This is a genomic window from Sphingomonas aliaeris (assembly GCF_016743815.1).
GTDB classification, from domain to species: domain Bacteria; phylum Pseudomonadota; class Alphaproteobacteria; order Sphingomonadales; family Sphingomonadaceae; genus Sphingomonas; species Sphingomonas aliaeris.
On record NZ_CP061035.1, the window covers coordinates 417,733 to 431,615 of the forward strand.

Genomic DNA, 13,883 nt, shown 5'->3' on the forward strand with positions numbered 1-13,883 from the left:
GACCACCAACGGCATAAGCCGGACCCGTCTGGTCGGCAGCGGGTCCTTACATTATCGGGAGCTTGACAGTAACGATCATCTTTCCGGTGCTCACCGCTCGCTGGAATGAGCCTCCCGCTGTCGTAATAAGCCGGTCGATCAGCACCAGGCCCTGGCCACCGGCCCGGCCATCTCCAAGGTCGGTGTCTTCAGACCAGGACAGTTGGACGAAACCGGCCAACGCCGCTCCATCAACATATATCTGGCCGCCGTTCTTCAACGCGCCGTATTTGAGGCTGTTGGTGGCAAGTTCGCCGTAACAAAGGGACAGAGCTTGCATGGAGGTATCGCTAAGCTGAACGTCAGGCAGATTACCAAACGCGAGATTGGCACCGCTCCCATATGCCACCGCCAATAACCGCACGACTTGCGGAAGGCTTTTGTCAGCTGCGGGGTCCATCAGGCTGGCTTGCACGGAACCCAGCTGGCTAAGCCGGCTGACTACCTCGGTTGCGAAAGCCTTGGCTTCGGGACTCCCCCGTGCGCTCAGCATCACAATTCCTCCAGCGACCGTCATGGCGTTTTTGAGGCGGTGGCGCATTTCCAAGCTGATTGCCTCAGCCCGCTTCCGCTCCATGATCTCGCTCGTCAAATCGCGCGCGATAGATACCAGATGCGTTATCGACCCAGTGCGATCGCACACAGGGCTAAGTCTGACATCCCACCATGTAAGCGACCCTCCTGAGCCCGATTTTGGCGCCGTGAAGCGACCAAGGCGTCCATCCCTCGCTTCAGAAAGAGCGCCTGCCACATCAAGGGTATTTTCCGCTGGCCATCGGGTCAGATACGCCTCACCAATAATCTCAGATGGGGCGGCCAGGTCCATCGCCAGAGCGCCCTGCCTGTTCACAAACTGAATTTTGCCGTCGATGCTCAACACCATGATGCAATCGTGCGTCTGGTCAAGGACTGTCAGAAGTAACGCCCCAGGCACGTCGAGCAGTGCTTCGAGATCGTCGTTCATGCCCCGCCCCGACTAAGTCCGGGATCGATAATAACACGTCCCGGCGGGGCAATCGCATGAAATAAGGTCGTTAAAGCTGGTCCACCGACAAAACTGTTTGATTAAAGTTAGAAGATAAAATCCGGCACCGCACCGCCGCCCGCGGCGCCGATCACGGCTTAACAAGCTTCGTTGAGACGTAGTCGGTCAGGTGTCTGCCCATGGCATCCTCGTCGACAACGAGCTGCATTTGTCCATCGGTGATGGGCATCCCATGGACGGCTTCATCCGATATCACGTCTCAGGGTATAGGCTCGGGAGCAGGGCTACATTCCCTGCCCCCGCGCTCGATATTGTTACATCGCCTTCAGCATAATGATGTGATGCTCGACGACAGGGACGATGGTCTGTGCGGCAGCCTTTAGCGGCGCTGCCTTGCCCTCCATAGCATAGGCCTTCTGGACAGCCAAAGCCTGGCCGTGAGCCGCCTTCTGCTGCGCAATATACGCGGCGTCTCGTGTTGGGCCGGACTCGGAACTTAGCTGCGTGACGAGTTCGTTCTGAAGCGGCGTCAGCTTCGGTGGCGGGGCTGCGATCCTCGAGCGCTTTGCGGCTCCCTTCACGTCGGCTGTGCTTTTGGTGTGCTGTGTGATCATCATCTTCGCGAAGCTGCGAAGCTGGGAGTTTTGCGTCGTTTCAAGTACGATCTGGCTCGAGGTGATTTCATAGAGGTCGCTTGCTCCGGCCGTTGCGACATATTCAGCTGGGGTCATCACCTGCGCAGAGGCCGGCACGGAGAACAGCGCCGTACCAACCGCTAACGATGTCATCGTAAGGTTTTTCATGGTCATTCCTCGAGTATCAGTTGCGGATGCCGAAAGCGGCCTTGAGCCGATCGATCGCGTACATGTTGGCGTCGTACGCGCCGCGGACGACGGAACCCATCCCGAACATTTCGTGCGTAACCCCTGGGAAGGTACGCTGCTCCACCTTGTCTCCGGCCGATCGCATCGCGGCCGCAAGCGTCTCACCGTCCGAACGCAAAGGATCGATCTGCGCATTGACGATCGTTGTCGGCGGCAGCCCGCGAAGGTCGGCAGCGACCAGGTTCAGCCGCGGGTCCTGCATGTCCGACATGCTCTTCGAATAATAGTGGCCGAACCACTTGAGCATCGCGGTGTTTAGCGGCTTGGCATTTGCAGAGTCATTTCGTGACGGAAGCGCCATGCTGCTGTTGGCAATCGGATAGACCGAGAGGATGTGCAGCGGCTTCGCCAGATTGTTGTCGCGAGCGTAGATCGCTGTCGCAACAGCAAGGTTTCCCCCGGCGCTCTCGCCAGCAAGGGCCAGTTTTGTCACATCTCCACCCCAGGTGGCTGCGTTCTGGAGAACCCAGCGGTACGCCGCTGCGGCGTCATCATGTTGCGCCGGAAACTTGAACTCTGGCGCGTGCCGGTACTCGACCGACACGACGATGGCATTTAGCTGCTTCGACAGCAATCTCGGCGCGGCGTCATAGGTGTTGACGTCCGCGATGACCCAGCCGCCGCCGTGGTAGTAAACGATAATCGGCATCAGCGCGTCGGTGGCGTTTGCAGGCTTGTAGATCCGTGCGAAATGCATAGGATCGTTGCCATACGCGACATCCTGCGTGACCACCGCCGGGTCAGGCGCGGTCGACATCCCCTTCTGGCGCATCACAGCTTTCGCAGCATCTGCGGCCGATGGCTGGATGCGCGCCTTGACCGGCGTCAGCGTTTCGATCGGCTTTGCGCCGAGCCGTGGCAGCTGGTCGAGCACGGCTTGCATGTCGGCGGAGGCCGCTGGCGGCTGCGTCGCAGTGCGCGGCGGGGCGGGCGGCGGCGGCGCGTTGGTCGAGTTCGACGATTGCGCGAAAGCTATTCCTGAACTTCCAAGCAGCGCGGCTGCGATAAAGGTTTGAGCGTGTCGTTTCATCATGTCATCCTGTTATACCCGTACGGTCTAACAGGGGCGTCCATCGATCGTTCCAGAACCGATCTCGGCTATGTTCATTATTCAGATCAGCCGCCTCGGCTTTTCCTATGATCCTACGATCTCAGCGCTTGTTGAAAAAACGGCCAATGCTGCACGGGGTTTGTCAGGCCAAATGCACCACTCGTTAGGCGGGGCAAGTTAGGGCCGCTGGCATGCCCCGTCCCCGCAAGCCTGCCAGCCCGTCCCGTAATTTTAACTCGTCGCTTCAGGTGATCCGCCTAGTGTGATGATGTATGTTCGCTTCCTATAGTCGCTTTGCCACGTGGAGGACCTCCTTTTCGAACACGGCATCGACATTTGCTATGAGAGGGTACGACACTGATGGAACAGGTTTGGTCCGATGTTCGCCGGCGATTGCCCATCCAGTCCAAGCGGAAACAAACGCTGCGACGATCGCCAGCCCTTTGAAGTTCTTGGCGACGACAGAGGCGGCAGAAGAGTTTCCCGATGAACAACTTTTAGCGACTGTTATAAGTACGGGCATTTCGACGACGGTACTGATCAGATTGCGGTCAAAGAAATCGTCGGTGAACGGAATTTGCAGCGCGACCGCGCATCCGAATATTAGGATCGCCCTGCCAGCACTCGGCGGTATGTTGGCCATCGTGCGCATGAGACACCCATGGCTCCAGAGCTGTCGAGACTACATCAATACGCTGTTCTAGTGAAGTACCGGGATCGCAGAATGGCCGGTGATCGACCGGCAGCCTAACGTTTCTCCCAAGCAAAATGGGGAGATCGCCTTCTCGTGATCCATTCCGCTGCAGGAACATATTAACGCTTGGTCGGCATGCCCTCGTCGTTCGCAGCGCGGAGAGCATCGATGTGGGAAAATAGCACTACCTTCAGTGAGGCTACGGATCTGTCCGGTCGCCTGATCCGAGCGACGAACTTCGCACTGGATCACTGGTGGCTCTGGCTGGTGCTGGGCGGCATCGCGATCGTCGCGTTAAAGGTGCGTTCCCAGCACGCGTTGATCGCTTCGCTCGACGAACGGGCCGACGCCGCGTTCGGTGACATCGATGCGCTTCTGATCGAGCGCGCCAGCCTCATCGGCAATCTCGTCGAGGTCGTTCGCGCCTTCTCGCAAAAGGAACACGACGTGATCCGCGACGTGCTCGATGCGCGCGTCGACGCTCTCGAAGCGGCGAGCAACGCCGCCATCCAGACCGGCACGCAGATCGCCGAGGTCCTTCAGAACGTCTTCTCTGTGAGCGAGAAGTATCCCCAGCTGGCAAGCGGGGAACATTACAGGACGTTGCGCACGGATCTGATCCGCGTCGAGGAGCGCATCACGGCCTCGCGGCGCTTCTACAATCTGGCGGTCGAGGAACTCAATGGGGTCCGGCGTGCGTTTCCGGGCAACCTGATCAGCAGGCGGGATCCAGCCTCCGAACGTCAGAAGTTCAGTCTCGGCGAGCGCCGGGCGGAATTCGCCGAGCCGATCAAGATCAGTCTCTAGTCGCGGCGGGATCTGACTATGGCAGTTCACGGATACGTCACCCATGCCGCCCGCAACCGGCGGTTCACCGCGCTGCTGGTGCTCGGCTACATCGTCGCGTTCGAACTTATCGGCGCATTCGTGCTGACGATGCTGCTTCTGATCGTGGATCAGGAGCACACCATCCTGTCCGATCCGGTCGGCTATGCGCTGCGCTATGGTCTGCCGGTCGCGATCTTCAGCGCATTGCTGTTCCGACGTCTCTATCGCGGTCATGCCGATGCGGTGATGCACGGCCTGGGCGTGCAGATCGTCTCACGGGCCGATGAACCGCGCTTCGTCGCCATCGCCGAGCAGGCCTGCACGACCCTCGGCGTGCGCCTGCCGCGGTTCGGTGTGCTCGATGTGAACGAACCCAACGCCCTGACCATCGGCGAAGGGCCGAATTGCGGTTTGATCGTCGTGACGCGCGGGCTGCTGGAACGGCTCGACGATGACGAGCTGCTCGCCGTGCTTGCGCACGAGGCGTCGCACATCCGCCAGGGCGACACCAGGCTGCTGGCCGCGAACCACGCGCTGATGCGCACCACCGTTCTGCTGCAGATCCACAATCCGCTGCGGTTCGAGGACTGGCGGCAGATGATACTGCCGCTGCTGCTCCCGCCGCTGCTGCTCGTCATGCTGGCGGGCGGCGCGACGACGATGGCTGCAATGACGTTGGCACGGTTCGCCCGGCGCGGTCTCAAGCTCGGTCGAGACCATATCGCCGATGGGGAGGCCGTGCGCGTGACGCATTTTCCGGAGGCGTTGCTGAGCGCGCTGGTCAAGATCGGCGGGCATGGTGCCTTTGTCGGCAGCCAGCGGGTCGAGGGCGCGCTGTTCGACGGACCGGCAGATCACGAGGGCGGAACGCATCCCGCGATCGAGGCGCGACGCGACGCGATCTCGAAGCTCGGCCAGGGCATGATGGATTCCTCACGCCAGCGTCGCGATACACGCAGCGCCCCGCGCGCTCGCTTCGGCCATGCCCGGTCGGCGCGGCTGCTCTATCCGGCGGACGCGACCGGTCGACCGCTCGAGCCGCCGCCGACGGCGACGTTGGGCCGGTTCGTGCAACGCTTCACCGATCCGGATGCGCACAGGCAATGGCAGGAAGCGTGCATAGCTTGGTGCGAATGGCGCGTCTCCGACGGGCGGAATGCCATCGGTCTCGCGCCGATGATGATCATTCCGGTCGCTGCCATCGCCATGTTCCTGCTGGTCTTCTGGTGGCCGGCCGATGGCGATCTTTCGAAACTCGCGGCCCGTTTCGGGCCGGGCGCGCTGGTCGAGATGGCTCGCGAGGTGAATTCCGGTCCCGAATGCATCGGGCCGTCCTACCGCGACGGGATATGCCCGGAGTATCAGTATTCACCCGGCCAGCTTGCAGCCAAGCGGGCCAAGTTCGCCAAGGTGGCGACGGAAGCGTCGGTCGAACCCGCAGTCTTAGTGCAGCCCTCGGCCGCATCGGGACTGGCGATGCCGCTGTTCCTCCTGCTTCTCATCTGCCTTGCTGTCGCCAGTCCCAGACTGATGCGTCGACTCGTCGGAGTGGTGGACGCCGGAACGACAACGATCGACGATGAGATGTCGGCGCGACTGAATGAACCATCAGGCCCGATCGGTGCAGCATCACAGTCCGGACAGCGGCCGAGAGCCTCGGCACACCCGGTGGCCACCGACTTCGGACGCAAACGCGTGTAGTCAGATATTCGCGGACCTGACCAATCCCATGCAGCAGCGTGTACCGAAGCCTACCGAGATTGGCGCGGCGCTCGTTTCGGTCACGACCGTCGGATATGGTCAGCGGCATGACAGGTCACCTCCTTAACGAAGCCGAGCTTAGGAACAGCCGGCAGCCGTTCCCGGGAATCTGCCGCTACGTTGTCGAGCGATGTGGGCATTATCCGTCCTGTAGCGAGAACGTCGTTGGAAAACGTCGCAAGACCATCCAGATCGGAAGGCCTCGGGAGCGTCAGCTACGTGCGATATCCGCTATCCTGATATCAGCTCGACTTCCGCCCGAAACCACGGGGCATGGGTTCGAGAGGCGAAGGTCCTGACGCAGACGTCCGTGACGCAACAGCATCTCGTTCCGCCAGATACCGTGTCATGACCGCGTCCGGATCGAACGGCGTATCGTCCGCCTCCGTTTCCTCCCGCCTCCGCGACAGCGGTGCGGGCGATTGAGGACGCGCATACCGATCCTTGCGACCCCAGAAGTAGCGCGCGATCTTGACGCCGGCGAAGATGAAACAGGCGAATGCGCCCAGAAGGCAGATCAAGGCCGCCGAATGATAGGTCAGCGCGCCCGATTTGTTTCCCAGCACCGAATGCACGTCCCCGATCGATTCCAGGTTGCGGCTCACGTACTGGAAGGCGAAACCCATCCCGATTGGTAGAGCGGGATGATGGAAGCGAAGACGTGCCATTCCGCCTCGATAGAGAACGCGTGTTAAAAACCCGTAAGAGGCTCATCGGCCAGTCCCGACGGGCCTGCCACGCGCGTAGAGGCAGCAGAAGTACGTCTGTCGAAGGAACGCACACGGCGCGCGCTGACTCCTGTAAAAACGCTTCGGGCGGACGGTGCCGGCCTGACAGACGCCCTGCTGACTAGAGTTACGGCGCCAAAAACCTGGGCAATCGTCGGCACATACTTTCCCGACAGCTTGAACGACCGCGGCGGGGGATCACCCACTACGCTGAGGCACTGTTAACCATTGCGCGCTACCTCCAACTTGAACGCCGTGAGGGGGAACGATGCCGCGTTGGCTGAAACTGTATCTGTCGGTGACCGGCCCGCTCGCGCTCGTCGCACTGGCAATGCCCGGCCTCGTGGTGTTCGGGCTCTTTCTGCTCATCATTCCCGGCCTGATCCTTGGGTTTGCCCCAACTGCATTCCTGTGGGGATGCATCTTCGCTGCGCTACGCTGGCTAGGCGCGCGTTGGCTGGCGGAGCGCTGGCGCACTCCGGCGGCGCTGGTTGCCACGATCGCCCTTCTTATCGCGTTTCCGACTATCTCGATCCTCGAAGCACGGGAGCGGGCCGCGCTATACGATCTGCCCGATCGCATTCCGGCGGCGCCGATCAGACCTACGGGCGATATTCGTCTCGAGAGCCGGCTTCCACGCTGGGACAATCCCAACCGGAACCTACTCGGCTTCCGGCCCTACTCGTGCGACAATCTCTGCCTGGCGTTATTGTTCGAGCCGGGCGTCCGCAGCGTCACCGTGAATTCCTCCGCGAGACTATCCCACGGCGAGATCACCGACGGTATCGGTCGTCTCGATGGCTATTCCCGCACCTATCGGCTGCTGCCCAAGGGCCAATGCGCCATGCCGCTCGATCCCGATCTGGTGGGAAGAGACGGACTGTACGGCACCACGCCCGAAGAGAACCGCGCGATCGCCGCGTATTGGGCGCTGCGGCTCGGCAACGACGTCTGCCTGGCGGGCGAAACGGCGCGAACCGGCTGGGACGTGCTGATCCGCTCCGGCGAATGGACGAGCGGCGCACCTTTCCCCAACCCCTGGTCGTTGTCGCCACAACCGGCAGTGGCCCGCTATTTCGAGGTGCGCGACCGCCGCGGCCCTTTGGCGCGCCGGTTCGAGGTTTCGGTCCGCGCGCTCAGCCTACCGTTCGTGATCGCCTCGATGGGCGGTCTCGAGAACTTCCGGTTTGGTTGGGGGTTCGGCACAATCGGCGCGAACCTTAACGACGGGCGCAGTCCCGACGGGCCGCTGGATCACGTTCTGCGGTTTTCGCCGATCCCCGCCCGTTCCGAATTCCTTCCGATGCTCCGGACATCCTTGCAGGCCGCGCTCGCCGATCCCGACCGCGGACGCGAAGACGCCGTCTTTGCCAGCTTGAAGGGCTATCTGGATGCGCTGAAAGGCGCGCCGCTGCCGTCCGCAGACCGCGCATTGCTGCTGGCTCTCGTCCGTGAGCCGCGCGTCGCGACGGTGGATCAGGCCTATCAGCTGCGCGACCTCTTCGCCGACGATTTACCGGCCCTGCGTGCGGCGATCGTCGTCCGGCTGCTCGCGCTCCCCATCAGCGGCGATTCACGCACCCAATCGCTCGGCAATACGCTCTCCGGTTGGCCCGATGCTGCGTTCACGACGCTGAGCGCCGACGAAGCGCGCCTCCTGCGTGACCCCGATCGCCGCACTCGCGCTGCGGGCTTGATCAAGCGGTTGGCGGACCAGGGTGGGGCCGCTGTTCCGCTATTGCTCGAAATCGCGCAGACCCACCGACAGCGCCGCAATATCGTCATGGATCCTGACCAGGAACGCAGCCGTCCCGAAGCCGACGACAATGCGGTCGACGCGGCGCGGATCGCGTTGTGCCTGATCGGCTCGGCTGCGCGTTCCGCGCTACCCGCTCTCGAGCTGCTCACACCCACAGGGGGTGGGTTCGAGAAAATGGATTGGGACCGCATGATGCTACGGCTAGGCAAACCGTTGACCAGGATCGAGAAGCCCGAAAGCCTGTCAGGCACGACCGAAAGTTATCGTCGCAATCTGGCCGATTGGCAGGCGCGGTTCGATCCTGCGCGGAGCTGCGGGCGGCTTTGACCAAGCGTGGTGGAGATAAAGGCCGCACACGCGAGATGGCGACGACGTCGGCCTTGGGATCAACCAGGCGCGCCTTGATTGAACGGCTTACCTAACTGCGCTGGGCGGAGCCCAGCCCCAAGCGGAGGATCACGGCTTACGTCTGTCTGCAATCCGTCGGGAGATGCGCCCGGGCCAGGGCTCGGTTCACAGCGCGAGAAGACAATGTTGCGAGGATCGCGATGGCTGAGAAGAAACCGGTTTCCTACCTGCTGAGTCCCGTTTTTTGCCGAAAGAACCGCGGAAAAGAAGATCGGGCGGTGAGCCGCCCGGAGCCGCCCAGCCCCGTGCCGGCGCGGAAGACAGAGCCGCAGGGGGTGGGGTCGAGCATGTCTGACGAGCTGCCGGCGTGGTCGCGGCATACGGATGACGCTACGACCGCCTGCTTCGCGCGGGGTATAGAGACTTCGGTGCCGCCGCCGGTTTGCTGAGGCCGTGGTTCCAGCGGAGGTTTCGGTCTCCGCCGACGTGCGGGGGCACATGCAACAGGTAACCGCCTATGCCTCCATCTGCCGAGTAGAAGGGTGAACTGCGATCAGCGGGAGGGGACGGGTTCGACAATCGGCGGCCCCGGGACGAAGGCGGGTTCGACCGTCCGGTTCTCCTGCATCTTGGCGACGTCGTCCATGACATCGTTCGTCGATTTCATCATCGCACCCATGTTGGCCACGGCAAAGCCGGCCATTGCCTTCTTGGTCACCTCCTTGTCGAACGGGCGCCGTTCGAGCCGTGCATCGATCTGTTCGCGCATCGTATCGCGACCGACCACGCCGAATTCCTTGCCTACAGGCAGGTATTTCGTCTTCATCAGTTCATCCGCCCCGCCGTTCATCGTCATGCTTGTCGTGACGCGGGTATGCGTTGCGTCCACAGCACTAAGTTCGGCGGTGAACTTCCCTGCATCGCCACCACGGGCGTGGAAGTAGTACGTCACCGACTTGCCGGGGACGACGGTGCGCGTGCTGTTGCCGCCAGGCAGGGTGCCCAGGGTGTTCTCGACATAGTCGGGCAGCGACATCGCGCCGAGCGTGTATTCGACATCCGCCACGGAGAGGGGATACGTTTCGCCGGCACTGGATGGGTCGTGCAGGTAGATCCCCCCCGGCGGCGAGAGCCGGCGCGGCGCAAAACAAAACCCACTTCATCGGCTGAACTCCTGTTCCTACGGAGGGGCGATAGCGACGATGTTTCAAAGCAGTGTTGAACGGGTTGGTTAATCCGAAGCCGGTTTTAACGGGTGAACGGCTACTCCTCGATCTACCGAGTTCGACGAGGGCAGGCGGCTTGGCCGGCCCGTCGAAGCGTTTCGCACTTCTGATCGTCTTCCGCACTCGCGATCTGCTGGTCAGGCAGCGCGCCCAGACGATCAATGCAATCCGTTGGCACATGGCCGAGTACCCGATAGCCGTAGCAACCGTAATTCTTCGACAATGCGATGATGTCCTCGCCGACCGCCTGCTAATCATTGGCCCGGCGCGGCCCTTACGCTGTTTCTATCGAGGTTTCCCGAGCACCCGGCAAATCCTTCTCTCAGACATCGGAGGCTCTCGTCGCACACGATCGATACAGCATCGCCGCCGTGCGGGGCGCAAAGTTTTCCCCGCGGTGCCGCCTGCAAAACCAGTTTTACCAAGGTCACGTCCGAGGTCGCCCAGCGTAGCCGCGTGTTTATTCATCTCCCGATACTTCACCCGCCGCACCCGGCTGGCCTTCAGTCGTCTGCTTCTTGCGGTAGCGGTAAATAGGTCTGCCCGCTGATTGCGATCGTCGATAAGGATCGGCGGTTGATAATCCCTACACCAGCACGATCTCAACCTCACACAGCTTGCCAATAATTTTCCCGGCTTGTGCTTCGTAACGCCATCTGATGCTGCCTGAGTGGTGCAGATTATCAAAGTCTCCGGGCCACTTGACGGGGGGCAGATCAGCATGGAAATGTGCGATGCGATGCTGTAGCTCTCGGATGAACTATAGGAACGGCAACTTTCTGGCTCTCCGGGCATATCTATCATCGACTTGGACAAGCAACGGGATCATTTTAACTTCAGCGTCCGAACTATCGCGTCTTGCTCGGCAAAGCTTTTGCGGATCGTCGTCATCATCGAGATTGCCGAAAGGCGATATTCGGGCCAGCTGGCTTTCGCCCCGGCGCTGGTCCATTTCCGGCGAAACGCGTCGTACTGCGCCCCAAGCATTACGCAGTCGGCCTTCAGTTCCGCCGCTATCACCTTATCGCCTTGTCCCCTCGCGATGATCGGATCGAAAATTTTGTCGTGCTTGAACCTCTGAAATGCCTGCATCGCATCCGTGAGTTTTTGCCGGTGCACCTCCAGCTCTGGCCAAGCGTGCGGGAGAGACCGGTTCAGGTCTGGACGCGCGATGTCAAGAATAGAAAGGATCGCCCGCCGCCGATCATGATATTCACGAAGAACGTTTTCTGGTTCCATCGGTGACGTTTATCCAGCAACCGCGTAGCGCTTGAACGCATCTATCAGCATTTGCGGTTGAATCGGTTTATTGAGGATGACCCCCGGTGGCGCGCACGGCACGCAATCTCCCGGGTTTGCGGTGATGAAGATCACCGGAATGGCGCCCAAGGCTTCCAGAATATTTTCGACAGCGCGAGGTCCGGTTCCAACCCGCAGATTGACGTCAGACAGTATTATCTCCGGCCTGCGGTCGATCGCCGCCGCTATCGCGTCGTCTTCACAATCGACCGTAGTTGCAGACGTCGCGCCAGCGTCGCGAGCTAGACATTCGATATATTCGGCAATCAGCCATTCGTCTTCGATGATCAGCACATGGCACATAAGGCTATCCAACGGGTGAGTTCTCTTAACCCATGTGAATGAGATGGGATAAAAGAACAGAAAATTCAATGGCATAGTTATTTGGGGTGGCGTTGCATCCGGGGTGACATGAGCGATCGGCGGCCGCCACCGGCAACTCTCATTCGATGACGAGTGTCTCGTGATGAGCGTGGAAATCGTTGACCGACCGCCACTTTCTCTCGCACGTCCATATTCGCATGTTGGCGAGTTCGGCTGGTGCGACGATGATCTTTGAGCCGCCTTTTCGTTCGTGCGGCCTCCTTACTTTGAGGAAGCAGGCTTCGTGCGAACAAACGTTTCCTGGAACGCAAATGCTCAGGTAGGAACGTGCATCGCTGCGATTCGCTAATAGCATAGCCGCGACTGAGAGACGCTGGAGCGCTCCCGCTTAACGGGAGAATGCCGTGTCGCCGTTTGATCGTATATCGAAGCTCATCTCTGATGAGAAACATGTCCGGGAGCAGGCGGCGGCCAGTGACAGCATTAGCGCTCGGATCGCACTCTTCGCACCTGCTGACGGCTATGCGGCCGAAATCAAGGCTTACTGGACCACATACTGATTAGCTCGCGCAGTCTGGCTCTGGATCACATCGACAGAGTTATTGCGAGCATCGGTGGGTCGATAAGCCTCTCCGATACGGCCCCTCAACCCCTCATAGGTGCGTTGCTTGCGACCTGTTTGGATGCTGCGAACAAGGTGCGCGAAGGCATCCTAACGCGCGTCGAGACAGACGACGAAGGACGATGATCAAGGTTGATCTTAGGGTGCCGGCTGCGTCAACAGAACAACCAGGCGATCATCTCGATTATCTGGAAAGGCGTCACCGCCAATCGCTGGTTCTGGCGCACGCCTCGCGGGATGATGCGGTGAAGTCGATTCATCATGAGATGGCGCTGAACTTTGCCGACGAGATTGCGGCGTATCGAGCCTTGCGGATAGCACCATCCGACTGAAAACTACCGGTGACGGGCTAGATAAGCAGTCACCCCGAGCGAACGCTTCGATAGTTATCGGCAGCTCATCCGAACGCATCTAGTCACGTCGTCACGGTAGCGAAACCAAATTGGCGTTTGCGAGTTTCCCGACAGCGAAAGGGATTGAAGGATGGTCGACTCTTCAGCGGCTAACGCAGCGTTGCGTCATAAGATGAACCGCTTGGCCAAACTGGGCGATGACGATAACTACGCCCTGGCCTGTCTTCAATTTCTGCCAGAAACGATCCGCGCTAATCGCTATCTGGTTCGCGAAGGCGATCGGGTAGATCGCTGCTGTATCGTGGTGGAAGGATATGCATGCCGGGACAAGCTGGTCCGCAAAGGTGAGCGGCAGATTGTATCCTTTCACATGCGGGGTGACCTGCTCGACCTTCAGCACTCCCTGCTTCCGATTGCGGACCATAATCTGACAGCGATCACGGATGTGACAGTCGGCTGGATTGCAGGGGAAACGTTGCTCGAACTGGCACAAAAGCATCCCCGCATCGCTCAAGCGTTCATGAAAGACTCGCTTATTGATGCCTCGATTTCTCGAGAGTGGGTTCTAAATGTTGGACGGCGTGACGCAAAGACACGTGTGGCACACATGATCTGCGAGTTCGTAACCCGGCGGCAAAACCTGGGGATAGCATCCGAGGCCCCGGTGTCCCTTCCATTCACGCAGCAGCAAATTGGTGATGCGACCGGTCTGACGGCGGTGCATGTAAACCGGATGCTGCGAGCGTTAAGAGAAGAGGGGGCTTTCGACCACGGCGATAGGTTCCTCAAAATCGCTGACTGGCAAAAGCTGCGGGCCATCGGCGAATTCAATCCAGCCTATCTCCATCAGGCGGCGTAAGGACATCCGGTAGCATTTTTCCGGAACGCGGAGCACTCATAATGCACCCGGAACATCAATGATGGGGACGCGGACAGGCAAGCTGCGGCGTACAGCTGAGTGACCTGCCCCCGTCGAGTGGAC

14 protein-coding genes and 2 pseudogenes are annotated in these 13,883 nt (G+C 60.5%); 7 read left to right on the forward strand and 9 right to left on the reverse strand.

Features of this window, described 5'->3' with window-relative positions; translation table 11 throughout:
* Positions 1-46 precede the first annotated feature (46 nt).
* The 4 genes from H5J25_RS01835 to H5J25_RS01850 form a co-directional block, all read right to left on the reverse strand.
* Complete coding sequence (locus tag H5J25_RS01835; RefSeq protein ID WP_202094142.1) at positions 47-1,003, reverse strand: PAS domain-containing protein; 957 nt, start codon at positions 1,001-1,003, stop codon at positions 47-49.
* Between the two features lie 335 nt (positions 1,004-1,338).
* On the reverse strand, positions 1,339-1,827 hold the full coding sequence (locus tag H5J25_RS01840) for a DUF4142 domain-containing protein (RefSeq protein WP_225883277.1): 489 nt from the start codon (positions 1,825-1,827) through the stop codon (positions 1,339-1,341).
* A 16-nt stretch (positions 1,828-1,843) separates the two neighbouring features.
* Positions 1,844-2,791, reverse strand: a complete 948-nt coding sequence (locus H5J25_RS01845; protein ID WP_225883278.1) for an alpha/beta hydrolase — start codon at positions 2,789-2,791, stop codon at positions 1,844-1,846.
* A gap of 451 nt (positions 2,792-3,242) precedes the next feature.
* On the reverse strand, positions 3,243-3,611 hold the full coding sequence (locus H5J25_RS01850; protein WP_202094151.1) for a hypothetical protein: 369 nt from the start codon (positions 3,609-3,611) through the stop codon (positions 3,243-3,245).
* Between the two features lie 309 nt (positions 3,612-3,920).
* On the opposite strand from H5J25_RS01850, the gene H5J25_RS01855 reads away from it, so the two are divergent.
* Together H5J25_RS01855 and H5J25_RS01860 are read left to right on the forward strand one after the other, a co-directional pair.
* Positions 3,921-4,460 carry a LemA family protein gene (locus H5J25_RS01855; RefSeq protein ID WP_202094155.1) on the forward strand — a complete coding sequence of 180 codons (540 nt, stop codon included), beginning with the start codon at positions 3,921-3,923 and terminating at the stop codon, positions 4,458-4,460.
* Positions 4,461-4,478: 18 nt separating this feature from the next.
* Positions 4,479-6,182: a M48 family metalloprotease gene (locus tag H5J25_RS01860; protein WP_202094159.1), complete on the forward strand. Its 1,704-nt coding sequence runs from the start codon at positions 4,479-4,481 to the stop codon at positions 6,180-6,182.
* Between the two features lie 302 nt (positions 6,183-6,484).
* On the opposite strand, the gene H5J25_RS01865 is transcribed toward H5J25_RS01860, so the two are convergent.
* A complete protein-coding gene (locus H5J25_RS01865) occupies positions 6,485-6,910 on the reverse strand; it encodes a hypothetical protein (RefSeq protein ID WP_202094161.1) in 426 nt (141 codons plus the stop codon).
* A 328-nt stretch (positions 6,911-7,238) separates the two neighbouring features.
* On the opposite strand from H5J25_RS01865, the gene H5J25_RS01870 reads away from it, so the two are divergent.
* A complete protein-coding gene (locus H5J25_RS01870; protein ID WP_202094162.1) occupies positions 7,239-9,056 on the forward strand; it encodes a hypothetical protein in 1,818 nt (605 codons plus the stop codon).
* Between the two features lie 574 nt (positions 9,057-9,630).
* Here the strand turns inward: H5J25_RS01870 and H5J25_RS01875 are convergent.
* Positions 9,631-10,143: a hypothetical protein gene (locus H5J25_RS01875; protein ID WP_202094164.1), complete on the reverse strand. Its 513-nt coding sequence runs from the start codon at positions 10,141-10,143 to the stop codon at positions 9,631-9,633.
* A 260-nt stretch (positions 10,144-10,403) separates the two neighbouring features.
* Between H5J25_RS01875 and H5J25_RS21490 the strand changes: the two are divergent.
* Positions 10,404-10,505, forward strand: a pseudogene (locus tag H5J25_RS21490) (IS110 family transposase); the annotation flags it as partial.
* Here the strand turns inward: H5J25_RS21490 and H5J25_RS20455 are convergent.
* From H5J25_RS20455 to H5J25_RS01885, 3 genes and pseudogenes are all read right to left on the reverse strand, one after another.
* Positions 10,494-10,984: pseudogene (locus tag H5J25_RS20455) on the reverse strand (IS3 family transposase); the annotation flags it as partial. The pseudogenes H5J25_RS21490 and H5J25_RS20455 sit on opposite strands and share 12 nt — an antisense overlap.
* 144 nt (positions 10,985-11,128) lie before the next feature.
* Positions 11,129-11,542 (reverse strand): hypothetical protein, encoded by a 414-nt coding sequence (locus H5J25_RS01880; protein WP_202094166.1) that lies wholly within the window; start codon positions 11,540-11,542, stop codon positions 11,129-11,131.
* Positions 11,543-11,551: 9 nt separating this feature from the next.
* Positions 11,552-11,905, reverse strand: a complete 354-nt coding sequence (locus H5J25_RS01885) for a response regulator (protein ID WP_202094175.1) — start codon at positions 11,903-11,905, stop codon at positions 11,552-11,554.
* Between the two features lie 425 nt (positions 11,906-12,330).
* Between H5J25_RS01885 and H5J25_RS20460 the strand changes: the two genes are divergently transcribed.
* From H5J25_RS20460 to H5J25_RS01895, 3 genes are all read left to right on the forward strand, one after another.
* Entirely contained in the window at positions 12,331-12,486 is a 156-nt protein-coding gene (locus H5J25_RS20460; RefSeq protein WP_225883279.1) for a hypothetical protein, read from the forward strand.
* A gap of 184 nt (positions 12,487-12,670) precedes the next feature.
* On the forward strand, positions 12,671-12,880 hold the full coding sequence (locus H5J25_RS01890) for a hypothetical protein (RefSeq protein WP_202094177.1): 210 nt from the start codon (positions 12,671-12,673) through the stop codon (positions 12,878-12,880).
* Positions 12,881-13,073: 193 nt separating this feature from the next.
* Positions 13,074-13,760, forward strand: a complete 687-nt coding sequence (locus H5J25_RS01895) for a Crp/Fnr family transcriptional regulator (protein ID WP_202094179.1) — start codon at positions 13,074-13,076, stop codon at positions 13,758-13,760.
* Positions 13,761-13,883 lie beyond the last annotated feature (123 nt).